This window comes from Streptomyces sp. NPDC004610 (assembly GCF_040609715.1).
Taxonomy (GTDB): domain Bacteria; phylum Actinomycetota; class Actinomycetes; order Streptomycetales; family Streptomycetaceae; genus Streptomyces.
This window is the reverse complement of record NZ_JBEXLA010000035.1, coordinates 1-24,792: the sequence shown is the minus strand read 5'-3', so window position 1 is coordinate 24,792 and position 24,792 is coordinate 1. Positions and strand designations below refer to the sequence as shown.

Sequence of the window (24,792 nt, the reverse complement as noted above, 5' to 3'; positions counted from 1 at the left end):
CGGTGGTGGCGGGCGGCGGGTGCCGCGCCGGTCATCCACCCGACGGGGGGTGGGGGCGCTCCGTATGACTGGCGGTCGCGGGCGCCGGTGAGGGGTCGGCGGGTGCCAGGGGTTCGTGGGCCTCGCGGCTGCCGAGGTCGGTGAAGATCCGGTGGGCCTCGGCCTCCAGGGCTTCGGATCGCGCGTGCTCGCCCAGGGCCAGGGCGGCGCGGGCGAGGTCGCGCAGGGTGCGGGCCCGCCACAGGGGCAGGGCGAGTCGGTCCCAGCGGGCCAGTGCCTCACGCAGGGTGCCGGTCGCGCCCTCCGGGTCGGCCGTGGCGAGCCGCCATTCGCCGAGCGTGCGCAGCACCAGGGCCTCGCCGAACAGGTCCTGGCGTTCCCGGGTGATCTCCAGACAGCGGTCGAGGCGCTGCCGGGCCCGGTCCGTGCGGCCCTGCCGGAACTCGACCTTGGCGAGGGACTGGCTGGCGTACATCACCCCGAAGGCGTCGCCGGTGGCGTCGAAGAGGGCGAGGGAGTCGCGCAGCAGGGCCTCGGCCTGCGGGAGGTCGCCGCGCGCCCGGTGCACCAGGCCCAGTCCGCGCAGGGCCAGGGCCTCGCCGTGCCGGTCGCGGTCGGAGGCGAAGCGGCGGTGGGCCTCGCTGAGCGCGTCCCATGCCTCGGTGAAGCGGCCCTGGTCGCGGTGGACGCAGCCGATGCCGTAGAGGGCGTGGGCCCTGGCCGCCCGGTCGCCCGGCTCCTCGTAGTGCTCCCGGGCGGCGGTGAGCAGGGTCAGGGCCTCGGTGAAGCGGGCCTGTTCGCGGCGGGCGGTGCCCATACCGGCCAGCGCCTGGGCCCGGCCGCGGCGTACGCCGCGCTCCTCGAAGCGGGCCAGCGCGGTGGCGAAGAAGGCGTACGCCTCGTCGAACCGGTCCTGTTCCAGGCGGAGTTGGCCCAGCCCGTGCAGCAGCCATGCCTCGCCCTCGACGTCCCCGCCGCGCCGGGCCGCGTCCAGGGCGGCGTGGTGGGAGCGGAACCAGGCGTCGAAGCGGTTGTAGAGGGCGGCGGAGGCGGCCATCAGGGCGGCGGCCAGTTCCCGGGCGGCCCCGGACATGCCGTGCTCGGCGCAGTGCAGGACGGCGGCGAGCAGACAGTGGTGCTCGGCGGCGAACCAGGCGGCGGGGTCGTCGGCTTCCGTGGGGGTGTCGGAGGTGGCTCGGAGTGGCTCGGGGTGGGCGGGCCCCGGCGCGAGAGGCTCCCGCACGAGCGCACCGGTCACGCCCACCGCACCCGCCGCCCCCTCCCCCTGCCCCGGCAGCAGCCGCGACGCTCCTCCCGGCCCCCTCGCCGCCGCGCCGCGTGCCATGGCGAGCCAGCGGTCGACCAGGCGGCTCACGGCCGCCTCCCGTTCGGTGGGGTCCTCGTCGGCGAGGCAGCGCTCGCGGGCGTGTTCGCGGGCCAGGTCGTGGATGCGGTAGCGGGTGCGGCCGGTCTCGTCGGTGCGGACGACCTCCACGAAGTGGCAGTCCACCAGCCGTTCCACGGCGTCCTCCGCCGCGTGTTCGGTGATGCCAAGGAGCGGGGCGGCGACCCAGGCCGCGAAGTCGGGCAGGTCCATCAGGGCCAGCCGGCGCAGGGCGCGCTGCTCCTGGGCGTCGAGGTCGGCGTAGCCGAGGCCGAGGCTCGCGCGGACCTCCAGGTCGCCCGCCCGGAGTTCGTCGAGGCGGCGGCGCTCGTCACCGAGCCGGGCGGCGAGCCGGGCCGGGGTCCAGTGCGGGCGGGCGGCGAGCCGGGCACCGGCGATACGGACCGCGAGCGGCAGACGGCCGCAGAGCGTGACGATCTCGGCGGCCCGGTCCCTGTCGAGGGTGGGGCGGGTCGGGCCCGCGACCCGGGCCAGCAGGTCCAGCGCCTCGGCCTCGGAGGGGACACCCAGGTCGAGATGGACGGCGCCCTCCAGGGCCATCAGACGGCGGCGGCCGGTGACCAGGACGGCCGAGCCGCCGCCGGGCGGCAGCAGGGGGCGCAGCCGGGCCTCGCCGAGGGCGTTGTCGAGGATCAGCAGGACGCGGCGGCGGGCGATGTGCGTGCGGTACAGGCCGAGGAGGTCCTCCTCGTCGCGGGCCGGGGTGTCGGGGTCGATGCCGAGGGCGCGCAGCAGCCGGGCGAGGGCGTCCGCCGTCCGTACCGGTTCGGAGTCGGCGGCGCGCAGATCGACGAAGAGCTGTCCGTCGGGGAAGAGCGCGGCGGTGCGGTGGCCGACATGGACGGCGAGGGCGGTCTTGCCGGTGCCGGAGCGGCCGGAGATCACCCCGACGGGCGGCGCGGTGCGGCGCGGGTCGCGGACCTGTTCGAGGAGGGCGGTGGCCCAGGCGATCTGTTCCCGGCGCCCTATGAAGTCGGCCACGTCGGGCGGGAGCTGGGAGGGGACGGCGGGGCGGGGAGTGGCGGAGGACGGCGGGGGGTCCTGCGGCGGACCGGCCTGGGCGGGGACGCGGTCGGCCGTGGGGGCGGGCAGGCGGTCGCCGGTGCGGGCGGGGGCGCGGTCGGCCGTACGGGCGGGGCGGGGGGCCGTACCGAGGACGGCGGTGTCGGCGCGGAGCACGGCGTGGTGCAGGGCGCGCAGTGCGGGGCCGGGGTCGACGCCGAGTTCGCTGCGGAGCAGGCGGCGGCCCTCCTCGTAACAGCGCAGGGCGTCGGCCGCGCGGCCGGTGCGGAACAGGGCGGTCATCAGCTGGCCGCGCGGGCGTTCGCGCAGCGGGTGGGCGGCGACATGGGCGACGAGTTCGGCGACCAGGTCGGAGCGGCGGTCCAGGCCGAGTTCGGCGGCGAAGCGGAACTCCGCCGCCTCCAGCCGCAGTTCGGTCAGCCGCAGCGCCTCCACCCGGGCGAAGCCCTGGCCCAGCCCCTCCAGGGCGTCCCGGCCGTGCCACAGGCGCAGGGCGGTGTGCAGGGTGTCGACGGCTTCCTCGGAGCGTCCGGCGCGGGCCGCGTCCCGTCCGGCGGCGCAGGCGGCGGCGAAGCGGCGGGCGTCCACGGCGGCGGGCGGGAACTCGGCGACATAGCCCGGGGAGCGGGTGCGGACGGCGTCGGCGCCCTCCCACCCGGCCAGGGCGCGGCGCAGTCCGGAGATATGGGAGGCGACGAGGGCGCGGGCGGTGGCGGGCGGCTCTTCCTCCCAGACGAGATCCACCAGCCGTCCGGCGGAGAGCAGTTCGCCCAGATGGACGACGAGCGCGGCGAATATGGCGGTCGGTTTCGCACCGCCCAGCGGAATTCTCCGGCCACCGCTCCATACCTCGACCGGCCCCAGCAGGCGAACGTCCACCGTGTCCCCCGACTTCACGTTCCCGCACGTCGGGCACAACATACCGGCCGGTGCGGACGGGCATGCCGATTACCGCGTCGCCGGTTGTGCGGTGGCGGCGCGGTCAGGACAGGAAGTGGCCGAAAAGCGCTGGGTGTCCGGTGCTAATTCCCCCTCATTCGAAAAGGAGACTGTCTTATTTTCACTGTCTGGACACCGTCAGGACGGTAGGGAACGGCTGTCCGTATGAGCGGGTCGCGAAATCGGCCCGGAAAGTCCGTACCCAAGGAGGAAGCATCCCCGCGTGAAATCCTGGAAGGGCCTTGCAGAGCTTCTGCATCGTTCTTGCAGAGCACCCCGCCACGCTCTGAGCGTGACTGACATCATCCTGCTCTCGGATCCCCGGGTGGCCGCGACAGCGGTCGCCGACACCGGTGAACCCCTGATCGACGTAAGGACGAGCGCGGCACTGCGGGTCGACGCGCGGAAGGCGGACGGCGACGGCTCGTACGCCCGGGTGCGGGCCGATGTGCTGCGCCGGCTGCTGCTCGCCCAGGGCGCGCTGCCCTCCGGCGTCCATCTGCTGCTGGTGGAGGGCTTCCGGCCGCCCGCGCTGCAACGCCGCTACTTCGACGCCTACTCCGCGACCCTGCGCGCCACGCACCCGGAGGCCGGGCCCGCCCGGATCCGTGAGCTGGCCAGCGCCTACATATCGCCGCCGGAGGTCGCCCCGCACGTCAGCGGCGGCGCGGTGGACCTGACCCTGTGCACCGCCGACGGCATCGAACTCCCGCTCGGCACCGAGGTGAACGCCACGCCCGAGGAGAGCGAGGGCCGCTGCCGCACCGAGGCACCCGGACTGGACGCCGGGGCCCGAGCCAACCGGGCGGTGCTCGGCCGGGCGATGACCTCCGCCGGGTTCGTCAACTATCCGACCGAGTGGTGGCACTGGTCGTACGGGGACCGCTACTGGGCGCTGATGACCGCGGCGCCCGCGGCCCGCTACGGGCCCGCCGAACCGGGCCGCTAGCACGCGACACGGACATCCGTACAGGCACGACAACCGGGGGAAACACCATGGAGAGCACCTGCGTCGCGGCGACGACCCTGACCATGCCGTCGCCCATGACCGACCACCCGACCGGACCGGCCGCCGCGCGCACGCCCGGCGGACCGGCACCCCTCATCGGCGCCACGGACGCCGCCGCGCTCACCGACCGGATGACCGCCGACGAGTTCGACGAGGCGTTCACCGCGGTGATGCCCCGGCTGCGGCGCCGGCTGCTGGCCCTGACCGGCAATCCGCACGACGCCGACGACCTGGTGCAGGAGACCTATCTGCGGCTCTCGCGCCGGGCCCGCTCCCGGACCCTGGTCCGGCAGCAGCAGCCGTACGCCTACACCTGTGCGGCGGCGCTGAATCTGCTGCGCGACCTGTGGCGGCATCCCTCGCGCCAGGAGCGCTGCACCGACCGGCTGCCCGAGCGCGGCTGGGACGGCGGGTTCGCGCGCCGGGAGGCCGAGGCGGTGGCGACCGCGCTGCTGCGGGGGCTGTCGGCGAAGGAGGCGGCGGCCGTGATCCTGATCGACATCGAGGGCCTCACGCACGACGCGGCGGCGCGGCGGCTCGGCGCCCACCGGGGCACGGTGCAGCGCAACCGGATGCGTGGACTCGCCAAGATCCGGGCCACCCTCGACGCATACGAACCGGCCGCCCCGTCCGTCTCCCCTGCGCCGGGCGCGGAGCCCGGCCCGGCCGCGGGTACCGGCGGGGCCGGGCGGCCCGCGCCGGTCACCCGGACCGGACCGACCGGCCGTTCCCGGTGAACCGGCGCGATTCCGGCCGCCGCCGCGCCCGCCGCGTCAACCGTTCCGCACACGAACCACTTCAGGGGGAACCCGAATGCGCCGCACCACCCGCAGTCCGGCGAGGGCCATGGCCTCAGCCTCCGCGCTGTTGCTCGTCTCCGCGCTGACCTGTACGGCGACAGCGGCGGCGACCGCTGCCGCCGCCACGCCGGTCTCCGCCACCTCCGCCACCTCCGCCGACTGCCGTTCCCTCGCGGACGCGTCCGCGCAGGCTCAGGCCGTCATCGACGCCGCCTGCTCCCAGATCGGGGTGCCCTACTCCTGGGGCGGCGGGTCGATCCACGGGCCGACCTACGGTCAGGACTACCCCGGGGGCGGGCCGGGCGGCAACGACAGCCAGGTCAAGGGCTTCGACTGCTCGCATCTGATGCAGTACGCGGCCTGGCAGGGCGCCGGGATCGCGCTCCCGGAGGGGTCCTGGAACCAGGCGCGCTGGAGCGGGGCCACCGCCCGCTTCACCCGGGACCAGGGTCTCGGCCCCCTGGCGCCGGGCGATCTGCTGCTCTGGGCGAAGAACCCGGCCGACCTCGGCAGCGTCCATCACATCGCGCTCTACCTCGGCGGCGGCAGGATGGTCGAGGCCCGCGAGTCGGGCACCCAGGTGATGGTGAGCGACGTACGGCTCAACGCGCAGTACGCGGGGGCGCTGCGGATCACCGGGGGCGAGGAGCCGCCCGCCGGTACGAAGCGGTTCATGACCTGGGGCACCGGGGTCGGTCTGCGGCCCGAGCCCCACACCCGCGAACCGGTGGTGGGGCGGCTGCCCGGACCCACCGCGGTGGATGTGCAGTGCCAGACCCGGGGCGAACTCGTCAACGCCGAGGGCCACAGCAATGACGCCTGGTCGTATCTGCCGGCGTACCGGGCCTGGATCTCCAACATCTACATCGACGACCCGGCGGCCTGGCTGCCCGGCGTCCCGTCCTGCTGACCGCACACCCCGTTCCGAGGAGCCTTCGTCATGCGCGTACACCAGCGTTCCCTCTCCCTCGGGCTGCTCGCCGCCGCCGTGGCCGCGACCGCCCTGGTGCCGCTCACCGCCGGCACCGCCCAGGCCGCCCCCGCGGCCCCCACCGGCTACGCCGGTTCCTGTCCGGCGGCCGGGACGGTCACCCAGTGGTGGCACTCCGGTCATGACGGCGTCGACATCGCCAACAACCGCGGTACGCCGATCCATTCGACCGGCCCCGGCACGGTCATCGTCTCCGGTACCGCCAGCGGCTACGGCCAGTGGATCCGGATCCGCCACGACGACGGCACGGTCACCGAGTACGGGCACATGTACGAGCGGCTGGTCTCCGTGAACCAGCGGGTGAGCAGCGGTCAGCTGATCGCGCGGATGGGGTCCGAGGGCGACTCCTCCGGCAACCATCTGCACTTCGAGGCGCACAGCTCCACCTCCAGCACCCGGGGCATGGACCCCAAGCCGTATCTCGCCGAGCGCGGGGTGGGGCTGCCCTGCACCCCGGGCAGCGGTACGCCCGGCACCAACTTCACCACCTGGGGCACCGGGGTGCGGGTGCGCGCCGACGCCCGGCTGAACGCGGCCGTGGTGCGGACGCTGACCGGGCCCACGCCGGTCTTCGTGGAGTGCCAGAAGCGCGGTGACACGGTCAACGCCGAGGGCCACAGCAATGACGCCTGGGCGTACATCCCGGCGCTCGGCGGCTACATCAGCAATATCTACATCGACCACCCGGCGGCCTGGCTGCCCGGGGTGAGGGAGTGCTGACGGGAGGGTGACAGGCCCCTGGGCCGGACGGCGAACCGTCCGGCCCAGAGTTTTCGGCGCACGGCGTTGGTTCAGTTGGCGCAGACGCCGACCGAGTCGGAGGGGTCCTGGCCGATGTTGACATTGCCGCCCCACACATGGACACCCCGGTACGGGCCGCCGGAGCCGATCACCGAGTCATGGACGGTGCCCCGGTACCAGACGTCGGTGGTGTAGCCGCCCGCGGTGACGCGCTGGCCCCGGACATAGCAGACCCCGTCCAGGTGGTACCGGTCGGTGGTGGGGCCGGTGTTGAGGACGGGGGTGTTCTGGGTGTTCGGCGCGGTGCGGACATTGCTGTGGGTCCGGAGCGAGACATAGAACCCGGCGGCGCCCGCGTGGGCGGTGCCGGAGGTGGTGACGGCGAGGGCCGTGACGGCGGCGGCGCCGACGGCGAGGGCGGTGGTGACGCGGCGGAACGCGGTGGGCGCCATGGGTGGGTGCTCCCTCGGGGCGGGCCCGGGACCGGGCTGCGGACAGTGCGTGGCAGTGAGTGCGTGGGCAGTTCGCGGACGTGCGTGGACAGTGCGGGGGCGGACCCCGCCGGGCCGTCCGGGCTCGGGCGGCGACGGCGTACGGTCCGCACCCGGGGGACGGTCGGGGCGGGGCGGTCGTATGAGAGGGCCTGTGAGAAGGCCGTGTGAGAAGGCCGTGGACGAAGGGTTTCCCTGGGCGGGTCTCATACGGCGGGCCCGGTACCGCCGTCCTGCGGGAGGTACGGGCACACCGCACCTCCCGCACGCAGCTCCCCCACCGACCCACCGACCCACCGACCCACCGACCCAGGGACGACGACCATGACCATGATGATGCTGGGCATGCCGAGCAGGCTGAGCGGCGCACGGGGCGTGTTGCGGGCGGCCGTGTGCGCCGCCGCCCTCGCGGCTCTCGTCGGCGCCACCGCCTCCACCAGCGCCACCGCCACCGCCGGGTCACCGGAGCCCGCCCGCGCGGCGCGGGCCGAGGTCCCGGCCGGGGTGACGGCGGGCGTCGCCGTCTTCGACCGGCGGACCGGCGCCTTCACCGAGCAGCTCAACTCCGCCGGGCAGTTCCGGTCGGCGTCGGTGGTGAAGCTGCTGATCGCCCTGGATCTGCTCTGGGGCCGCTCCCCCGACGCCCTCCCGGCCGCCGACCGGGCCCGGATCGACAGCATGCTGCGCGGCAGCGACGACAGCGCGGCCAGCGCCCTCTGGGCGGCCAACGGCGGCGGCGCGATCATCGACCGGATGGTGGCGAGGCTCGGCCTCACCGACACCGCCCGCCCACCGGCCACCCACCCCGGCCACTGGGGTTACACCGCGCTGTCGGCCCGGGACACGGTGACGGTCTACCGGCATCTCCTGGACACCGCCCCGGCGGCCGTCCGCGACCACCTCATGACCGGCCTGCGCGGCTCCACCCGCTGCGCCACCGACGGCTACGACCAGCACTTCGGCATCCCGGGCGCCTTCGAACGCCCTTGGGCGGTCAAACAGGGCTGGTCGGGCTTCACCTCGGGCGGCTGTACGGCGACGACGGCGACGGCGACGGCCCGCTCCGGCCCGATTCCCAGCACCGGCACCGGCACCAAGGCCCCCGTATCCAGCGCCGAGGGCGCGGCGGACGTCGATCTCACCCGCCCCGCCCTGCACACCACCGGCGTCGTCGGCGCGGGCGACCGGACGATCGTCGCCGTGCTCACCCTGCACCCGGCCGGCACCGCCTACGGCCGCGCGTACACCGACATCGGGCGGCTGACCCGGTCGCTGAACGTCCCCGGCGCCACCCGCCCCTCCGGTACCTGGGTCGGCACCTGGGGCAGCGGCGTGCGGGTGCGGTCGGGGGCGACCACCGGGTCCGGCGCGCTGACCACGCTGCCCGCCGGTGCCGAGGTGCTGGTCGGCTGCCAGCGGCGCGGCCAGCAGGTGAGCGTTCCCCCGTACACCAATGACTGGTGGGCGTATCTCCCGCAGTACGGGGGCTATATGACCAACGTCTATCTGAGCGTGCCGGAGAACCAGGTGCCCGGCGTCCCGGTCTGCTGACCCCCGGCGCGGGCGGCGCCGGTGACGCGTGGCCGGTTCTCCGCGCGCCCCCCGCGCCGCCCGCTTTCCCTCTCGCCCGGACGGGAAGGGACCTCGCAGTACGGCCCACCGAGGAGAGGGAGGTGCCGCTCATGGGCGGCGAGGAGGGCGAGTCGCGCGAGACCGACGTCACCGGGGCGGACCGGGGGTTCGGGTTCCGCCGGATCGAGCGCGGGCTGCCGTCCGCGCAGTGCCCGGTCGCGGACGGCGGGGACGGGGTCTGGGTGGTGCGCGGCTACGACGAGGCGCGGGCCGTTCTGCGCAGCACGGCGACCGTGCAGGCGGGGCTGGGCGTGGAGATGGTGTCGAAGCTGCCGTCACGCATCCGGCGCCCGGTGCTCTACCGGGACGGGCCCGAGCACCGTGAGCACCGGCGGCAGACCGCGCGGTTCTTCACCCCGCGCCGGGTGGACGAGCACTACCGGGCGACGATGGTCCGGGTCGCCGACGAGCAGATCGAGCGGCTGCGCGCGGACGGCCGGGCCCGGCTGTCCGAGCTGAGCTTCGATCTGGCGGTCCAGGTGGCCTGCGAGGTCATCGGGCTGACCGACAGCCGCCCCGGGATCAAGGAGCGCCTGAACCGCTTCTTCCCGGAGCGCTTCGGCACCCCGGGCGTGACCAGTCTGCACGGCCTGTACTGGACGCTGCGCCAGAACACCAACTGGCTGCGGGTGTACGCCGGGGATGTGCGGCCCGCGGTACGGGCGCGGCGCCGGGCCCGGCGGGACGATCTGATCTCGCATCTCCTCGACGAGGGCTGCTCGGCCACCGAGATCCTCGGCGAGTGCATCACCTTCGCGGCGGCCGGGATGGTGACCACCCGGGAGTTCATCAGCGCGGCGGCCTGGCATCTGTTCTCCGAACCCGGGTTGCTGGCGCACTACCGGGCGGCGGACGAGCCGGGGCGGCTGGCGGTGCTCGGGGAGATCCTGCGGCTGGAGCCGGTCGTGGGCCTGCTCAGCCGCCGCACCACCGAACCTCTGGTCCTGCCCGGCGCCGACGGCGAGCGGGTGACCGTACCGGCCGGTGACCGGATCGACATCCTGCTCGACCACACCAATGTCGATGAGCGGACCGTGGGTTCCCGGCCGCGCTGTCTGCGTCCGGGCCGTGCCATGGGGGACGGCGCCGGGGCACCGGGGCTGGCCTTCGGCGACGGCCCGCACAAGTGCCCGGGGCTGCATATCGCACTGCTGGAGACGGATGTCTTCCTCAGCCGGCTGTTCGCGCTGCCCGGCGTCCGGATGGCGAGCCCGCCGTCCATCGGCTGGATCGACGGCATCGGCAGTTATGAGCTGCGGCACTGTGTGGTGGAGGTGGAGGAGCGGGGGTGACGGGGTTCAGGAGCGGGGCGTGTCGTCCCCGTCCCGCTCCTGGAGGTGGCGCCACACCTTCTCGCCGCGCGGCGAGAGCCGGTAGCCGATGTCGAGGCTCTCGGTCAGACCGTGTTCCTTGAGGCGGCGGACGTCCGCCTTGAAGGGGAGGGTGTCGCGGTCGACGCGGGCGGCGAGATCGGCGGCCCGGGTGGCGGGGTGGTCGTGGAGGAGGCCGAGGACGGTCCGGGTCCAGGGGCCGCGGGTGCTGCGGGCGTCGATGCCGTCGAGCGCGGCGACGACCGCGGCGAGCGCGTCCGGGCCGAGGGCGGTGTCCTCGCGCAGGGCGGTGCGCGGGTCGGCACCGGCGTGGCGGAGGGTGACGCGGTACAGGCGCCGGTCGTCGTCCGCGCGCTGGTCGGCGAGGAGGGCGGCCCGGTCCGGGTAGCCCGCGCGGCGGGCGTCGCGGGCGGTCACGGCGTCGGCGGCGACCGGTTCGACGGCCGTGACCTCGATCAGTCCGACGGCGGTGCGCAGCCGGGTGCCGGGGCGTACGGCGGGTCTGCGCCAGCTGCGGAAGGCGAGGTCGGTCTCGCCGGAGGCGATCTTGTCCAGGGCTTCCCGGGTGAACAGCATCGAGCGCTCCCGTCCGTGCGGTGCTGTGCGGTGCCGTGCCGTGCGGTGCCGTGCCTTTGGTCGGGAGGGTACGCCGGGGCGGAACTCGGCGCCTGCCGTGCCCCGTCCGAAGGGTCCCCGGGGTCGGATGCAGCGCGTGCCGCGCCCCGTCCCAGAACTCCCCGGTCCGGGCTCGGCTCAGCCCGTGCCCAGGAAGTCCGAGCAGACGTGGGTGACCAACGGGCCGGAGCTGGGGCGTACGGTCACCCGGATGTCGTCGGTGCGGGTCGCGCCGCTGGGGTCGGCCATGGCGCTGGCGCGGGCCAGGCTGCACACCAGCTGGCCGGTCATGTTGCGGTCGCGCGGGGAGTCGGGATCGAGGTCGGGCGCCACGATGTCGAGGGTGACGGTACGGTCCCCCGTGCTCACCTGGAAGCGTCCGCTCTCCACCAGGGTGGTGAGCCCCGAGGCCCGTTCCGCCGGGGTGGGGCCGCCCATGAGCAGCTTGAGGACGCCGAGGAGATCGTCGGGGTCGGCGGATACCGGGATCTCGGGGCGGGAGACCGCTTCCAGGCGGCCGGACTGGGTGACGAAGTACAGCCGCAGTCCTTTGGTGAGTCCCCCGGCGGGGTCGCCGCCGTCGAGGACGCCGGTGGGCTGGACTCCGCAGGCGCTGAGTGTGGCGGCGGCGAGCAGGGCCGTCGTCCAGGCGGGGCGGCGGAATCGGCGGGGCGGGGTCATGGGGTGGTCTCCTCGGCCGAGGTCCGCCAGGGCAGCCGGAGGGTGAAGACGGCGCCGCCGCCGGGCCGGTCGGCGGCTTCGACGGTGCCGCCGTGCAGCCGGGCGTTCTCCAGGGCGATGGCGGTGCCCAGTCCGCTGCCCTCGGAGCGGGTGCGGGCGCTGTCGGCCTTGTAGAAGCGGTCGAAGACCCGGGCGAGGACCTCGGGCGGCAGCCCGGGGCCCTCGTCGGTGACGGTGAGGGTGACACGGCCCAGGTCCCGGTCGGCGGTGAGGGTGACGGTCACCGGGTCGGCGCCGTGCCGCAGGGCGTTGCCGACGAGGTTGGCGACGGTGACATCGACGCGGACCCGGTCGACCGAGGCGCGGATGCCCTCGGGGAGGTCGGTGCGGACGCGGCCGGTCCACCCGCGCAGGGAGAGCGTGGCGCGGACGGCTTCGGCGAGGTCGGTGTCCGCGAGGTGGAGGCGGGCGGCCCCGGAGTCGAAGCGGGACATCTCCATCAGGTCGTCGACGAGCCGGGTGAGCCGGGCGGTCTCGGCGCTGACCGTGCGGGCGGCGTGGGCGGCGTCCGGGGGCAGCCGGGCGGCCTCCTCGTCCAGCACGGTGACGACCATGGTCATCGCGGCGAGCGGGGTGCGCAGTTCGTGGGAGACATCGGCGACGAAGCGCTTGGCGCGGGCCTCCTGGTCGCGGAGTTCGCCGACCGAGCGTTCCAGGGCGTCGGCGGTGTCGTTGAAGTCGGCGGCCAGCAGGGCGAGTTCGTCGTTGCCGCGGACATGGGCGCGGGTGCCGAGGTCGCCGGTGGCGTGCCGCCGGGTGGCGCGGCCCAGTTCACGGACGGGGCGCAGCACGGTACGGGCGGCGAGCAGGGCGAGGAGCACGGCGAGCAGGACGACGGGGGCGAGGCCGTCGCGGACGGCGGCGAGGAGACCGGCGGTGTCGTCGCGTTCGGCGTGCAGCGAGGTGATGGCGTAGACGTCGAGGCCGGAGGGGGCGCCGGTGTCGAGGGTGACGGGGGTGCCAAGGACGAGGTAGGGGCCGCCCCGCCACTCCACGCGCTGGAAGCTCAGCCGGTTGCGGGTGCCGACGGCCTCGCGCAGGGCGGGGCCGATCCGGGTGCGGTCGGCGCGGGCGTCGGAGGCGGCGGTCAGCGAGCGGTACTCGGCGACGACGACGGCGCCCCGGCCCAGACCGTCGGCGAGGGCGGTGGCGAGGCGGGTGAGGGACACCTCGTCGGGCGGGATGTCGAAGTCGGCGGCGGCCTGTTCGATCCGGTGGCGGAAGTCGTCGCGGACGGCGTCCTGCTTGCGCTGGAGCACGGCGGTGCGGGACTCGCGGTAGGCGAGCGCGGTCGCGGTCACCGCGCTGACGACGGCGACCAGCACGAACGCGACGACGAGCCGGGCGCGCAGCCCACCGAGGCTCCTGCGGCGCCGCCGCACGGCACCATCACGCCCCGCGCGCTCCGGGCCCCCGTCCCGCCCCCTCGTCACCGCCCTCACCACGGCCCTCACACCGGCCCGAACCGGTAGCCGAAACCCCGGACGGTCTGGATGTAGCGGGGCCTGGCGGGAACGTCCTCGATCTTGGCGCGGAGGCGGCCGATCGCCGCGTCGACCAGGCGGGAGTCACCGAGGAAGCCGTGGTCCCAGACCGAGCGCAGCAGTTGCTCGCGGGTGAAGACCCGGCCGGCGGAGGCGGACAGCTCCAGCAGCACCCGCAGTTCGGTCGGGGGCAGGGCTATCGGGGTGCCGCGCTTGGTCACGGTGAGTCCGGCACGGTCGATGACCAGCCCGGCGTGCTGCTCCCCGGGTGCCCCGCGGGCGGGCTCGGCGCGGCGCAGGGCGGCGCGGATACGGGCCTCCAGGACCGGCGCGGTCACCGGTTTGACGACATAGTCGTCGGCGCCCGCCTCCAGGCCGCGCACGATGTCGGTGTCGTCGCCGCGGGCGGTGAGCATGATGACCGGGACGGTCGAGCCGGTGGCGCGCAGCCGCCTGCACACCTCGAAGCCGTCGATGCCGGGCAGCATCAGATCGAGCACGGCGATCTCGGCGGTGGTGGGGTCGGCGAGCAGGGCGAGCCCGGCCTCGCCGGTGGCGGCGGTACGGACCTCGTAGCCGTGGCGGCGCAGGACGAGTTCCATGCCGTCGCGTACGGAGACATCGTCCTCGATCAGCAGCACATGGGGCATGCAGCCGATTATGCGGGACGGTTTGCGCTGATCAGAGCCCTGGTGGCGGGCCGGGGCGGTCGGGCGGCGCATTGTTACGCGTTCATCATGCGGCGATGGACGGGTCACCATGTGCGGGGCCGACGGTGTGGGGCATGACCACTCACCACACCTTCCGCCGGCGCTCCCGGCTGCGGCTCGCCGCGGCGCTGGCGGTGCCGCTGTTCGTCCTCTCGGCCGCGTGCGTCGGCGGGGACGACGGGGCGGGCGACGAGCCGATCGCCTCCGTCCCCGACGAAGCGGCCACCGGCGGGACCGGCCCGGCCCCCGCCCCGTCGTCCCCGCCCGCCGCCGACAAGGGGGCGTTCTACGACGCGCAGATGAAGTACGTCGAGTGCATGCGGACCAAGGGCGGTGTCGAGGACTTCCCCGATCCCCGGCTGAGCGGGTATCTCGACTGGGCGAAGATCGACGAGGTCGTCGACCCGGAGGGCGGCGGCGAGGAGTACAAGGGCGGCAGGGACGCGGTGTGCTTCCCGGAGATGTCCGAGGCGATGGGTCTTGAGCCGCCGCGCGATCCGCAGCGGGACTTCGAGTCGATGCTCGCGCACGCGAAGTGCATGCGGGACAACGGGGTGTCCCGGTTCACCAATCCCACGATGTCCGGCGGCGGGGTCATGCCCGGCGGCGACCCCAGCCCCGCCAGCCCGGTCATCGACCGGGACTCACCGACGTACCGGGAGGCGCGCGCGGCGTGCAAGGGCAAGCTGCTCGAAGGTCTGGACGGGATGCAGTAGATGCGACGCCGCAAGGGAGTGGTGATCGCGGGCGCCGCGGTGACCGCGGCGGCGCTGGGCGCGGTCGCCTACGGCGGGCGCGGCGGCGACGCCCCGGACGCCGGGAGCGCGCTGCCGCCGGACACGGTCGCCGTCACCCGGACCGATCTGGAGCAGTCGAAGACGGTCGACGGGCGGATCGACTTCGCGCAGCGCCGCCCGGTCAAGGCACCGGTTCAGGGCACGGTGACGGTGGCCGCCGAGGAGGGCGCCACCGTCCGCCGGGGCCAGGCGCTGTACGAGCTGAACGACAAGCCGGTGACGCTGCTGTACGGCCCGGTACCGGCGTTCCGCGAGATGAGGGCGGGTGACCGGGGCAGCGATGTCCTGCAACTGGAGCGCAATCTCGTCGCCCTCGGGTACGGGCAGGGACTGTATGTCGATCCCCGGTACGACGAGGTGACGGCGGCGGCCGTGAAGCGCTGGCAGACGGATCTGAACCGCACGCCGACCGGCCGGGTGGGCCGGGGTGATGTGGTGTTCCAACCGGAGGAGGTGACCGTGGTGCGGGCCGACGCGGCGCTCGCCGACCAGGTCGGCCCGGACACCGCCGTGCTGACCGTGGCGTCCACCCGGCCCGTGGTGCGGGCGCTGCTGGACCAGGCCGATGGGTCGCTGGCCGCGCCGGGTACGCGGGTGGAGGTGACCCTGCCCGGTGGGTCGACGGAGGCGGGTGAGGTCGAGGGGACGGCCCGGCCGGAGGAGGCGGAGGAGGAGGCGCAGAACGGCATCACCGTGGAGATCGCCCTCGACGGCGGGGCCGAGGCCGTCGAGGGCGAGGACACCGAGGTGAGCGCGAGCGTGCGGTTCGTCAGCGAGCGCCGCGAGGAGGTGCTCGCGGTGCCGGTGGAGGCGATCGTCGCGCTGCGCGGCGCGGACGGCGGCTACGGCCTCCAGATCGTGGCGGGCGGCACCGCGCGGATGGTGCGGGTCACCACCGGGATGACGGCCGACGGGCTGATCGAGGTGAGCGGTGCCGGGATCGCCGAGGGGACGAAGGTCGGGGTGGCCCGCTCATGAACGCCACCCCCGCCCCGGTCCGGGACGCCGCCCCCGCCCCGGTCGTGGAACTGCGCGGCGTCACCAAGTCGTACGCGGGCGGGGTGCACGCCCTGCGCGGGGTGAGCCTCGCCGTCGGGGCCGGTGAACTCCTCGCCATCGTGGGGCCGTCGGGCTCCGGTAAGTCGACGCTGCTGCATGTCGTCGGCACCCTGGACCGGCCCACCTCGGGCACGGTCCGGGTCGCCGGGCACGAGGTGGGCGCGCTCACCGACGCCCAGTTGTCCGCGCTGCGCGCCCGGCACATCGGGTTCGTCTTCCAGCACTTCCATCTCGCGGAGGGCGGCAGCGCGCTCGACAATGTGGCGGACGGGCTGCTGTACGCGGGCGTGCCGCGCGGGGAGCGCCGGGCGCGGGCCCGTACCGCGCTGGAACGCGTCGGCCTGGAGCATCGGCTCGGGCACCGGCCCGCCCAGTTGTCGGGCGGCGAGAAACAGCGGGTGGCCATCGCGCGGGCGCTGGTCGGGGCGCCGGATCTGCTGCTGGCGGACGAACCGACGGGCGCGCTGGACAGCGCGTCCGGGCGGACGGTGATGGGGCTGCTGCGCGAACTCCACGCGGCCGGCACCACGATCTGTGTGATCACCCATGACCCGGGGGTCGCGGAGTCGCTGCCGCGCCGGATCCAGGTCAGGGACGGCGAGATCGTCGCCGACACCAGCACTCACCGGGAGGTCCGGTGACGAGGACCCGGGAACGCGCGCACCCCGCGCCGCCCGAGCCGTCGCGGCTGCTCCCGGCCGATGTGCTGCGGCTGGGCGCGGTCGGGCTGCGGGCGCGGCGCACCCGGGTGGTGCTGTCCGCGCTGGGCATCGCGCTGGGCATCGCCACGATGGTGGCGGTGGTGGGGCTGTCCCAGTCCAGCAAGGCCGATCTGATGGCCCGGCTGGACCGGCTCGGCACCAATCTGCTCACCGCCGAGGTGGTCCCGGACACCGGGGCCCGGGAGGTCCGGCTGCCGAAGTCGGCGGTGGCGATGGTGGAGCGGATCGGCCCGGTCGAGCACGCCACCGCGACCGGTCAGGTCGACGCCCGGATCCGGCGCAGCGATGTGGTGCCGCCGGAGCGGACCTCGGGGGTGACCGCGCAGGCGGCCCGCACCGATCTGCTGACCGCGCTGGGCGCCGGGGTGGCGCGGGGCGTGTGGCTGGACCGGGCGAGCGAGCGGCTCCCGGTGACCGTCCTGGGCGCGCTGGCCGCCGAGCGGCTCGGGGTGACCGCGCCGGGCGAGACGATCGTGATGAACGACGAGCGGATGGTCGTCGTCGGGATCCTGGAGCCGGTGGAACTGGTGCCGACGCTGGACCGGGTCGCCCTGGTCGGCTTCCCGGCGGCCGAGAAGTACTTCGGTTTCGACGGGCATCCCTCGATGGTGTTCGAGCGGTCGCCGGACGCCACGGTCGAGGAGGTGCGGGCGGTGCTGGCGCGCACGGTGAGTCCGGGCGCGGAGGGGTACATCAAGGTGTCCCGGCCCTCGGACGCGCTCGCCGCGAAGGCGGCCACGGACCGGGGTCTGACCGCGCTGATGCTGGGCCTCGGGGCGGTGGCGCTGCTGGTCGGCGGGGTCGGGGTGGCCAACACCATGGTGATCTCGGTGCTGGAGCGCCGTCAGGAGATCGGGCTGCGCCGGGCGCTCGGGGCCACCCGGGGGGCGGTGCGGGCGCAGTTCCTGATGGAGTCGCTGCTGCTGTCGGCGCTGGGCGGGGCGGCGGGCGCGCTGCTGGGCACGGCCGCCACGTACGGTTTCGCGCTCGCCCAGGACTGGCGGCCGGTGGTGCCGCTCTGGGCCCCGGCGGGCGGTCTCGCCGCGACGCTGTTCATCGGGGCCCTGGCGGGTCTGTATCCGGCGGTGCGGGCGTCACGGCTGCATCCGACGGTGGCGCTGAACGGCACCTGACCGGACGAGCGGGGCCAGAGGGTGTCCGACGGATCTCCGCGGCGTCGCGACGCCCGGCACGCGCGCTCGCCGCCCGGATATCCGTCGGACTCCCCCTAGCCGCCCAGGCAGCAGTCACCGCACTTCGCCCCGGCCGGGGTGCGGTAGTAGAGACAGCAGCTGCGGCGGCGGAAGGCCAGGTCCGCTCCGGTGAAGCGGCCCGTCCCGGCGAGCCGTCCCCGGGTGAGCAGGTCACCGGCGAGGGCGGTGAGCGGGGCCCGTCGGCCGGGGTGGGCGGCCAGCAGGGCGCGGGCCGCTTCGGCGAGGGCGGACCCGGAGTTGCCGTCCAGCAGGCGGGGCGCGACCTTGGTGTCCAGTCCGGCGGCGAAGGCCCGCAGTTGGGCCGCGACCTGGTCACCGAGGGCGGCGGCGGGGTCGGGCAGCCGGTCGGCGTACCAGCCGGAGGGCCGCGCCAGTCGCAGACGGGGCCCGTCGTCGGCCCGCTGGAGGGAGGTGAGATCGAGGACGATGCCGTGCAGCAGGGCGCAGGCCAGCGCCGGGGACCAGAGCCGGGCGGCGTGACCGAGGTGGGCGATGGAGACGCCGACGCGGAGTTCCCCGGTCCGGTAGCGGTCGGCGACCGCGCGCGCCAGATCCCCGAAGCCGCGGTCGTACGACTCCTGAACGGGGTGCCAGCCGGTGGCGGGGCCTTCGGTGGGGAGGCTGAAGAACCCGCCGAGGGCGGCTACGTCGGCGAGGGCGCGGGCCACGGTCTCGGCGGGGACGGCGGCGCGTGGGGTCGGGCCGGGGGCGGGGGTGTTCATCTCAGCGCCCCGAAGGGGCGGTGCCACACCGGGTGTTCACGGCCTTCCGCCGGGCCGGGTGCCGGGGCGTTCACTGCTCCTCCCCGACGGGGGTCGCCCCGCGCCGCGGTGGGCGGAACACATACAGGTCCAGGATCGGTGGCGCAGGTGTGACGCCGGGGCCGCCGGAGCGGACCCAGGTGAGGATGTCCTCCGTGGCGTCGGGGTCGTTGACCAGGCCCAGCCACACCGGGTGGCCTCCGGCGGCCCGGCCCTCGGCGGAGGGCTGGACGACCACCACATTGGCCTGGTCGCAGACATCGAGGCAGTCGGAGATCCGGACCGGGGCGCCGGAGCGCAGCCGGGCGGTCTGGGCGGCGTGGTCGACGCCGGTCACCTTGGGGCTGCCGCAGCAGCAGTCACGGCAGACGACGATCCGGCAGGGTGCCGGTGGTGCGGGGTCGGTGGTGCGGGTCGGCCGTTCGGCCGGAGTCGTGGTCATGCCACGCCCTGCCTCTCTCCGGGGAGATCCGCCCCGGGGTCCGTCGAGGAGGCGACAGCGTATGAGTGTCTGGCTGCCGAGGCGGGCGTCCGGTGGTGGGTCGGCCGGGGTGCGCGCTTCGGTCACAGTGGCGGGACCGCGCCGGATTCTCACCGGCTTCCTCGGACCGCCGTCGCCTGGTCCGCGATCATCATCGCATCCGGGCGGGCGGTGTCCCAGAGGGCCTCGGGTCGGGCGGGAGCGGCTTTCCGAAGTGACTGTTTCCGGACGGGTCGTCCCGGTAGCATCACCGCGGCCGGTCCCGAGGGGCCGGGCACCACAACAGAAGAGGCGCACGTGCGGGGGAAGCCGGTGGGAATCCGGCGCTGACCTGCAACCGTGAACGGCCGTGGGACGGCCGTGAGTCGGGATACCCGGCGTGCGTGACCTATCGCTTCCCCCTGTCATGGTCCGCAGCGTGAAGCCGGGAGACACCGCCCTGTCAGGGCCGGTGGCTCCCTGCCGCGCGGCCGGCCCTCCGTCACCAGGAAGGCATCTCATGCGCCGCTCCACCCTCGCTCCCCGCTCGTCCCGCACCCTGATCGCCGCATCCGTCCTCGGGCTCACCCTGGCCTCCGCCCCGGCCGTCGCCCATGCCGACCCGGCCACGGTGAACACCAACGCCCCGGTCCGGGTCTCCCTCACCGTGCAGGGCCCCGACGGGCTGCTGTTCAAGGGGAAGGTCCGGACGAAGGGCCATGAGGTGACCACCGCCACCGGCGGCACCCACAGATGCGACGGCACCAACGGCGGCGCCCACCCCAGCGCCGTGCCGACGCCCACGGCCGCCCTCGACGACGCGGCCCGCAAGCACCACTTCACCTGGGACGGCAGCTGGTACCCGTCCTTCGAGGACTTCTTCGTGGAGTCCATCAAGGACGTCAGCGGCGGCGGGGTCGCCTACTGGAACATCTCCGTCAACGGCACCCCGACCCCGGTCGGCGGCTGCCAGTTCGAGCTGAACGCGGGGGACAAGGTCGCCTTCACCTGGACCGCGTTCTAGCCGTACCGCCCGTGCGGGCCGGGGACGGCGGCAGCCGCGTCCCCGGCCCGCACGGCTGTCAGGCGCCCCAGCGCACCGCCAGGGTGTCGCCCACATTGACCGTGGTCTGCCGGGTCGCCGCGGTGAACGCCGAGCCGTCGATGCTGACCTTCCAGGTGCTGGATCCGCTGTTGGCCTTGCCGTTGACCGCGGTGACCGGGCCGGTGCCGGAGGCCGGGGTGACCGAGGTGACACAGCCTGCCGGGGTGGCGGCGGTGGTCGCCGCGTCCAGGACCGCGCCCAGGGTGGTGGTCGTCCCGGTCGGGGTGACGGCGACCGAGCACACCTTGAGGCCGCCGGCGCCGTCGTCGACCGTCAGGGCGAGCCGGGTCGCCGTACCGGAGGTGAAGGTGCTCTGGCCCACCCACTGCGGGGCACCGGCGGTGGTGGGGACGGGCGGGGCGGAGGTGAAGCCGCCGCCCGCGACCGCGCGCAGCCCGTCGATGGAGGCGTAGGCGGAGGGGGCGGTGTCGGTGGGGAGGTACTTGAAGCCGCCGCCCGGGTTGAACTGCTGGGCGATGAGGAAGTCCACCGGGGTCTTGCCCAGGGAGGTGAGGAAGTCACCGGTCTGCGGGTTGATGCCGCAGGCGTTGAGGCCGGACACCGCCCAGCCGTTGGAGTCGGTGTTCACCCCGAACATGGCGTTGAAGGCACCGCTGTTCGCGACCAGCTTGCTCTTGAGGAACGCCTTGGCCTGGGTGATGTCGGGGTCGGTGTTCGGGACGCCGGACACGCACAGCGCGGCCATCGCGGCGCCGGTCATGTCGATGTCGCCGGCGGCGGCGAGCTGGGTGGGGTTGCCCTCGGCCTTGCTGTAGTTCCAGCCGCCGTCGTTGTGCTGGTTGGCGCGCAGCCGGGTGACGATCGCGTCCCGCAGCGCCTGCGGGATCCGGACCTGACCGGCCTGGGTCTTCGCCCCGTTCAGGGCGAGTGCCGCGAACACGGTGCCGTTGAAGGTGGCGGAGGGGCCGAAGTAGCCGGGTTCGGCGGTCTGCCAGTAGCGGTAGATCTCGGCGATCAGATTGCGGGAGGCGGAGACGCGGGCCGGGTCGATGCCGGCCGCGTAGGCGTTGAGGGTGGCGCGCTCGTAGTCGGTGACGACGGGGGAGGCGGACGGCCAGCCGCTGGTGGAGAGCAGGGTGCGGTAGACGGTTCTGGCGTTCTTGGTGGTGTCGCCGCCCGGGGTGACGTCCACGGCGGCGGTGCCTGCCGCGGCGAAGGCGCTGAACGCCCACTCGTTGGACAGCCCCGACCCGGCGTAGGAGCCGTCGGCGGCCTGGAGGGTCTTGAGGTAGGCGACCCCGTTGGTCTTGGAGGTGGCGATCTGGGCGGGGGTGGCGGTGGCCGCGGCGGGCAGGGTGGTGAGGGCGAAGGCGCCGAGGGCGGCGGCCGAGGTGAGGGTGAGCCGACGCCGGATGCGGTGGCGGTGGCGGTGGAGGGTGTGCGGGGCCATGGCGTGCTCCTGGGATCAGGGACGCCGACGCCCCGCCCCGGCCGGACGGCCGTGACGGGGAGCCGCCGTCCGGGACGCGTGAACGGGCTGCCGGAAAGTACCGGCCGATTGGGCATTCGGGCTCGGAACGGCCTCCCGCCGTTCCACACCGCTGCGCGTCAGCCCCGGATTCGCACCGGGTTCCCCCACTCGGCAGTGCGGGACGGTACCCGACCCCAGGTGCGGTCGCCATAGGGTCTAAATCACCCCGCACCGGGGTTTCTGCCGCACCTTGACGGCCTTCGCGAACCGTGCTCAAATCCGCCTGATACGCAACGAGTTCCAGGGGAAGCCGGTCGAAGTCCGGCGCTGACCCGCAACCGTAGGCCCGGCCCCGCGCCGGGCGAGCCGGAATGCCTGGAGCGTGATCGAGCAACAGACGCCGTCGCGGACTACGGCGTGGTGCGACCCCTTCCCGCGCGGGTTTCCGGCCCGGCACGGCGAGGGCCTGCCCCACGTTCCCCGTCCCCGCCGGACCGGACGAGGGGGGCCGCGATGCGGACCGGACAGCGAAGAGAGCGGCGGCGGCCCGGATCCACGGGCGCCGACGGTACGGGCGGCGGCAGACCCGGGCCCTGGCCGGCGGCCGGGACGGCGCTGCTGACGCTGGTCGCGGCCTGCGTGACGTTCTTCACCCTCTCCTCCCCCGCCACGGCCGACCCCATCGGCGCGTGCACGGCCACCCGGGGCTCGATCGTCGCCGTCGACTTCGGCCCGTTCGGCGGCTCGGTCGAGCGGGGCTGCGACACCACCCCCACCACCGGCTACGAGCTGCTGCACGAAGGCGGGTTCACCACCGCGGGCACCGGCCACGACGGCCCGGCCTTCATCTGCCGCATCGGCCACGGACGCACCGGCACCCAGTACCCGACCCCGGACAAGGAGTCGTGCGTCCTCACCCCGCCCGCCACCGCCTACTGGTCGTACTGGGTGGCGAAGCCCGGCGACGACGACTGGTCCTACTCGCAGTACGGGGCCATGGACCGGAAGTTGAGCGACGGTGACGTGGACGCCTGGGTGTTCGGCGGCACCGATGTCGGCGGCTCCACCGGCCGTCCCACGTTCTCCCCCGACGACGTACGGGCGGAGGGCGGGTCCACCCCGACGCCGGGTCCGACCCTGACCGGCGCCCCGGGCGCGGTCGATGTGCCGGGCGCCGCCGCCTGGTTGAAGGGCCGTCTCACCGACGGCGAACGGATCGTGGACGAGGGTGCCACCGACCCCAATCACTTCCTGACCGTGCAGACCGCCTACGCGCTGGCCGCCGCCGAGGGGGACAGCCAGGCCCTCGGCAAGGTCACCGACTTCCTGACGTCCACCGCGGGCCCCTTCGCCTACCCCAACGGCACGGACAAGGCGCCCGACGCCACCAACGCGGCCCGGCTGGCGCTGCTCGCCTCGGTCACCGAGCGCGATCCGAGGGACTTCGGCGGCCATGATCTGATCGGCGACCTGGTGGCGCACATCTGCCCGGCGGGCCCCGAGTCCGGGCAGCCCACCCCCGGCTGCTCCGCCAAGGGCGACTTCGGCGACGCCGGGTACACCGACGGCCAGTCCCTCGCCGTGCTGGCCCTGGTGCGCGCCGAGGAGGAGCCGCCCGCCGTCACCGTCGAGCGGCTCGCGCAGCTCCAGTGCCGGGACGGCGGGGTCACCAGCGTGCTGATCCGGCCCGGTGAGAACTGCGACGGCGACGCCGGTACGACCGGTCTGGCCGCCCTGGCGCTGCACGCCGCGGGCGGCCAGGACACCGCCGTCGGCAAGGCCCGCGCCTATCTCGTCAAGAACCAGCGCGCGGACGGTGCCTTCCCCGCCTACACCGGCTCCCCCAGCGCGGGTGTCATCGGCACCGCGTACGCCGCACAGGCGCTGCGCGCGCTCGGGGAGAAGGAGCGGGCGGACGCGGCCGTGGGCTGGCTGTCGCGGGAGCAGACCGGGAGCGGCGGCTTCGGCTTCGAGGAGGCCCAGACCGACCCGCAGCTCTATCCGACCTCGCTGGCCGTCGTCGCCGGGACCGGCAAGAGCCTCGCCGATCTGACGGTCAAGGAGCGCGAGCCGACCGGGACACCCACCGGCGGCCCGGGGACGACGCCCCCGCCGCCCGGCGGGGGACCCGACCTCGCGGCGGGCGTGGCCTATCTCACCAGCGCCGACAATCTGAAGCAGGGCCGCTACTACACCGCCGGACCCGGTACCTCCCGCGCCGACTTCGGGCTGACCATCGACGGCGCCTACGCGCTCGCCGCGACCGGCCTGGACAACGACAAGCTGCGCGGCATCGTCGACTTCCTGGACGACCGGGGCACCGACGGCGAGGGCCGGACGATCCGCGACTACATGAAGATCGGCACCGAGTACGCCTCGGGCGGCTTCATCGGGAAGACCGCGGTGCTCGCCGAGTCCGTCGGGCGCGATCCGCGCGACTTCGCGGGGCAGGATCTGATCGCCGCGCTGGAGAAGGCCGTGTGCGCCGAGGCCAGTGCGGCACCGGACCGCTCCTGCGCGGCCGAGGGCAACTACACCTACGCCACCTCGGTGTTCTCCCAGTCCCTGGGGATCATCGCCCAGCTCAGGGCGGGCGAGGAGGAGGCCGCGGCGGGGCCGGTCGCCTATCTCGCGGGCCTCCAGCACGACAGCGGCGCCTGGCCCAGCCTGATCCCGGCGACCGGCGACTCCGACGTGGACTCCACGGCGATGGCCGCCATGGCCCTGGACCTCGCGGGCGAGGACGCGGCCGTCGCCGACGCGCTGGAGTGGATCGCCGGGAAGCAGCGCCCCGGCGGCGGCTTCGAGAGCAGCGTCGGCACCTCGGTGAACTCCACCGCCCTCGCGATCCAGGGCCTGTCCCTGGACGCCGGCGCCTACGCCGACGAGATCGCCGCCGCGCGGAAGTTCCTGGCCGCCCAGCAGAACGACGACGGCGGGTTCAATGTCGCCGCCGAGGGGCAGCGTGGCTCCGACCTCCGTGCCTCCACCCAGGCGGTCGGCGGCTCCACCGGGATCTCCTTCGGCCTGCTGGAACGCTCCCTGGAGGGCACCTCACCGCAGCCCACGCCGAGCCCCAGTCCGAGCCCGAGCCCGAGCCGCAGCGGCGGCACCCCGGACATCGTGACGCCGGGCGAGTCGGGCGGTTCCGCCGACGGCGGCAGCGGGGGCGGTCTCGCCTCGACCGGCGTACAGGTCACCACGCTGGCCGCGCTCGCGGCGCTGCTGGTGCTCGGGTCGGGGGTGTGACCGGCGGTGACGGAGTCGATGGGCTGGCTCGTCGACATGGTGGTGCTCCTCGTGCGGGGGCGAGCGGGGACCTGCGACGAG

21 protein-coding genes and 4 riboswitches are annotated in these 24,792 nt (G+C 74.7%); of the genes, 12 read left to right on the top strand and 9 right to left on the bottom strand.

Features of this window, described 5'->3' with window-relative positions; translation table 11 throughout:
- Positions 1–31: 31 nt before the first annotated feature.
- The gene (locus tag ABZX40_RS31635; RefSeq protein WP_355733593.1) at positions 32–3,307 is read right to left on the bottom strand and encodes a BTAD domain-containing putative transcriptional regulator; all 3,276 of its coding nucleotides are present in this window, start codon (positions 3,305–3,307) and stop codon (positions 32–34) included.
- A gap of 352 nt (positions 3,308–3,659) precedes the next feature.
- Between ABZX40_RS31635 and ABZX40_RS31630 the strand changes: the two genes are divergently transcribed.
- The 4 genes from ABZX40_RS31630 (at position 3,660) to ABZX40_RS31615 (ending at position 6,887) form a co-directional block, all read left to right on the top strand.
- A complete protein-coding gene (locus tag ABZX40_RS31630; RefSeq protein ID WP_355733596.1) occupies positions 3,660–4,316 on the top strand; it encodes a M15 family metallopeptidase in 657 nt (218 codons plus the stop codon).
- 47 nt (positions 4,317–4,363) lie between these two features.
- Entirely contained in the window at positions 4,364–5,113 is a 750-nt protein-coding gene (locus ABZX40_RS31625) for a sigma-70 family RNA polymerase sigma factor (protein ID WP_355733599.1), read from the top strand.
- A gap of 76 nt (positions 5,114–5,189) precedes the next feature.
- On the top strand, positions 5,190–6,086 hold the full coding sequence (locus ABZX40_RS31620; RefSeq protein ID WP_355733601.1) for an NlpC/P60 family protein: 897 nt from the start codon (positions 5,190–5,192) through the stop codon (positions 6,084–6,086).
- Between the two features lie 30 nt (positions 6,087–6,116).
- Positions 6,117–6,887, top strand: a complete 771-nt coding sequence (locus ABZX40_RS31615; protein ID WP_355733604.1) for a M23 family metallopeptidase — start codon at positions 6,117–6,119, stop codon at positions 6,885–6,887.
- A gap of 71 nt (positions 6,888–6,958) precedes the next feature.
- Here ABZX40_RS31615 and ABZX40_RS31610 read toward each other — a convergent pair whose 3' ends face one another.
- Positions 6,959–7,360 carry a hypothetical protein gene (locus ABZX40_RS31610; RefSeq protein WP_355733607.1) on the bottom strand — a complete coding sequence of 134 codons (402 nt, stop codon included), beginning with the start codon at positions 7,358–7,360 and terminating at the stop codon, positions 6,959–6,961.
- A 363-nt stretch (positions 7,361–7,723) separates the two neighbouring features.
- Here ABZX40_RS31610 and ABZX40_RS31605 point away from each other — a divergent pair, with 363 nt between their 5' ends.
- Positions 7,724–8,950: a hypothetical protein gene (locus ABZX40_RS31605; RefSeq protein ID WP_355733609.1), complete on the top strand. Its 1,227-nt coding sequence runs from the start codon at positions 7,724–7,726 to the stop codon at positions 8,948–8,950.
- A gap of 131 nt (positions 8,951–9,081) precedes the next feature.
- Positions 9,082–10,323, top strand: coding sequence for a cytochrome P450 (locus ABZX40_RS31600; protein ID WP_355733919.1), 1,242 nt, complete (start codon positions 9,082–9,084; stop codon positions 10,321–10,323).
- A 6-nt stretch (positions 10,324–10,329) separates the two neighbouring features.
- On the opposite strand, the gene ABZX40_RS31595 is transcribed toward ABZX40_RS31600, so the two are convergent.
- From ABZX40_RS31595 to ABZX40_RS31580, 4 genes are all read right to left on the bottom strand, one after another.
- Complete coding sequence (locus ABZX40_RS31595; protein ID WP_355733611.1) at positions 10,330–10,938, bottom strand: hypothetical protein; 609 nt, start codon at positions 10,936–10,938, stop codon at positions 10,330–10,332.
- Positions 10,939–11,115: 177 nt separating this feature from the next.
- Positions 11,116–11,658 carry a hypothetical protein gene (locus ABZX40_RS31590; protein WP_355733614.1) on the bottom strand — a complete coding sequence of 181 codons (543 nt, stop codon included), beginning with the start codon at positions 11,656–11,658 and terminating at the stop codon, positions 11,116–11,118.
- Positions 11,655–13,100, bottom strand: a complete 1,446-nt coding sequence (locus ABZX40_RS31585; protein WP_355733922.1) for a HAMP domain-containing sensor histidine kinase — start codon at positions 13,098–13,100, stop codon at positions 11,655–11,657. The genes ABZX40_RS31590 and ABZX40_RS31585 overlap by 4 nt, the downstream gene beginning before the upstream one ends.
- A gap of 68 nt (positions 13,101–13,168) precedes the next feature.
- Entirely contained in the window at positions 13,169–13,852 is a 684-nt protein-coding gene (locus ABZX40_RS31580; protein ID WP_355733617.1) for a response regulator transcription factor, read from the bottom strand.
- A gap of 134 nt (positions 13,853–13,986) precedes the next feature.
- Between ABZX40_RS31580 and ABZX40_RS31575 the strand changes: the two genes are divergently transcribed.
- Genes ABZX40_RS31575 through ABZX40_RS31560 form a run of 4 tightly spaced genes read left to right on the top strand, consistent with a single transcriptional unit; the run spans position 13,987 to position 17,623 of the window.
- A complete protein-coding gene (locus ABZX40_RS31575; protein ID WP_355733620.1) occupies positions 13,987–14,628 on the top strand; it encodes a hypothetical protein in 642 nt (213 codons plus the stop codon).
- A complete protein-coding gene (locus tag ABZX40_RS31570) occupies positions 14,629–15,687 on the top strand; it encodes a peptidoglycan-binding domain-containing protein (protein WP_355733623.1) in 1,059 nt (352 codons plus the stop codon).
- Positions 15,684–16,409, top strand: coding sequence for an ABC transporter ATP-binding protein (locus ABZX40_RS31565; protein ID WP_355733626.1), 726 nt, complete (start codon positions 15,684–15,686; stop codon positions 16,407–16,409). Before ABZX40_RS31570 ends, ABZX40_RS31565 begins: the two co-directional genes overlap by 4 nt.
- Positions 16,406–17,623, top strand: a complete 1,218-nt coding sequence (locus ABZX40_RS31560) for an ABC transporter permease (RefSeq protein ID WP_355733628.1) — start codon at positions 16,406–16,408, stop codon at positions 17,621–17,623. The genes ABZX40_RS31565 and ABZX40_RS31560 overlap by 4 nt, the downstream gene beginning before the upstream one ends.
- Positions 17,624–17,718: 95 nt before the next feature.
- On the opposite strand, the gene ABZX40_RS31555 is transcribed toward ABZX40_RS31560, so the two are convergent.
- Together ABZX40_RS31555 and ABZX40_RS31550 are read right to left on the bottom strand one after the other, a co-directional pair.
- On the bottom strand, positions 17,719–18,426 hold the full coding sequence (locus ABZX40_RS31555; RefSeq protein WP_355733631.1) for a (2Fe-2S)-binding protein: 708 nt from the start codon (positions 18,424–18,426) through the stop codon (positions 17,719–17,721).
- Between the two features lie 70 nt (positions 18,427–18,496).
- Positions 18,497–18,907, bottom strand: a complete 411-nt coding sequence (locus ABZX40_RS31550; RefSeq protein WP_355733634.1) for a (2Fe-2S) ferredoxin domain-containing protein — start codon at positions 18,905–18,907, stop codon at positions 18,497–18,499.
- A gap of 63 nt (positions 18,908–18,970) precedes the next feature.
- A riboswitch (cobalamin riboswitch) is annotated at positions 18,971–19,070 on the bottom strand.
- A gap of 154 nt (positions 19,071–19,224) precedes the next feature.
- Positions 19,225–19,344, top strand: a riboswitch (cobalamin riboswitch).
- Positions 19,345–19,445: 101 nt separating this feature from the next.
- On the opposite strand from ABZX40_RS31550, the gene ABZX40_RS31545 reads away from it, so the two are divergent.
- Complete coding sequence (locus ABZX40_RS31545; RefSeq protein WP_355733636.1) at positions 19,446–19,949, top strand: DUF4430 domain-containing protein; 504 nt, start codon at positions 19,446–19,448, stop codon at positions 19,947–19,949.
- A gap of 58 nt (positions 19,950–20,007) precedes the next feature.
- Here ABZX40_RS31545 and ABZX40_RS31540 read toward each other — a convergent pair whose 3' ends face one another.
- Positions 20,008–21,441 (bottom strand): prenyltransferase/squalene oxidase repeat-containing protein, encoded by a 1,434-nt coding sequence (locus ABZX40_RS31540; protein ID WP_355733639.1) that lies wholly within the window; start codon positions 21,439–21,441, stop codon positions 20,008–20,010.
- A gap of 110 nt (positions 21,442–21,551) precedes the next feature.
- A riboswitch (cobalamin riboswitch) is annotated at positions 21,552–21,627 on the bottom strand.
- Between the two features lie 93 nt (positions 21,628–21,720).
- Positions 21,721–21,857, top strand: a riboswitch (cobalamin riboswitch).
- Positions 21,858–21,975: 118 nt separating this feature from the next.
- Between ABZX40_RS31540 and ABZX40_RS31535 the strand changes: the two genes are divergently transcribed.
- The gene (locus ABZX40_RS31535) at positions 21,976–24,711 is read left to right on the top strand and encodes a prenyltransferase/squalene oxidase repeat-containing protein (RefSeq protein WP_356162757.1); all 2,736 of its coding nucleotides are present in this window, start codon (positions 21,976–21,978) and stop codon (positions 24,709–24,711) included.
- The last annotated feature ends 81 nt before the right edge of the window (positions 24,712–24,792 follow it).

Coding starts and splice junctions, on each gene's coding strand:
- ABZX40_RS31605 (WP_355733609.1), top strand. CDS start 7,724: ATGACCATGATGATGCTGGGCATGCCGAGCAGGCTGAGCGGCGCACGG.
- ABZX40_RS31570 (WP_355733623.1), top strand. CDS start 14,629: ATGCGACGCCGCAAGGGAGTGGTGATCGCGGGCGCCGCGGTGACCGCG.
- ABZX40_RS31620 (WP_355733601.1), top strand. CDS start 5,190: ATGCGCCGCACCACCCGCAGTCCGGCGAGGGCCATGGCCTCAGCCTCC.
- ABZX40_RS31565 (WP_355733626.1), top strand. CDS start 15,684: ATGAACGCCACCCCCGCCCCGGTCCGGGACGCCGCCCCCGCCCCGGTC.
- ABZX40_RS31550 (WP_355733634.1), bottom strand. CDS start 18,907: ATGACCACGACTCCGGCCGAACGGCCGACCCGCACCACCGACCCCGCA.
- ABZX40_RS31555 (WP_355733631.1), bottom strand. CDS start 18,426: ATGAACACCCCCGCCCCCGGCCCGACCCCACGCGCCGCCGTCCCCGCC.
- ABZX40_RS31545 (WP_355733636.1), top strand. CDS start 19,446: ATGCGCCGCTCCACCCTCGCTCCCCGCTCGTCCCGCACCCTGATCGCC.
- ABZX40_RS31575 (WP_355733620.1), top strand. CDS start 13,987: ATGACCACTCACCACACCTTCCGCCGGCGCTCCCGGCTGCGGCTCGCC.
- ABZX40_RS31625 (WP_355733599.1), top strand. CDS start 4,364: ATGGAGAGCACCTGCGTCGCGGCGACGACCCTGACCATGCCGTCGCCC.
- ABZX40_RS31615 (WP_355733604.1), top strand. CDS start 6,117: ATGCGCGTACACCAGCGTTCCCTCTCCCTCGGGCTGCTCGCCGCCGCC.
- ABZX40_RS31540 (WP_355733639.1), bottom strand. CDS start 21,441: ATGGCCCCGCACACCCTCCACCGCCACCGCCACCGCATCCGGCGTCGG.
- ABZX40_RS31535 (WP_356162757.1), top strand. CDS start 21,976: ATGCGGACCGGACAGCGAAGAGAGCGGCGGCGGCCCGGATCCACGGGC.
- ABZX40_RS31590 (WP_355733614.1), bottom strand. CDS start 11,658: ATGACCCCGCCCCGCCGATTCCGCCGCCCCGCCTGGACGACGGCCCTG.
- ABZX40_RS31595 (WP_355733611.1), bottom strand. CDS start 10,938: ATGCTGTTCACCCGGGAAGCCCTGGACAAGATCGCCTCCGGCGAGACC.
- ABZX40_RS31580 (WP_355733617.1), bottom strand. CDS start 13,852: ATGCCCCATGTGCTGCTGATCGAGGACGATGTCTCCGTACGCGACGGC.
- ABZX40_RS31610 (WP_355733607.1), bottom strand. CDS start 7,360: ATGGCGCCCACCGCGTTCCGCCGCGTCACCACCGCCCTCGCCGTCGGC.
- ABZX40_RS31600 (WP_355733919.1), top strand. CDS start 9,082: ATGGGCGGCGAGGAGGGCGAGTCGCGCGAGACCGACGTCACCGGGGCG.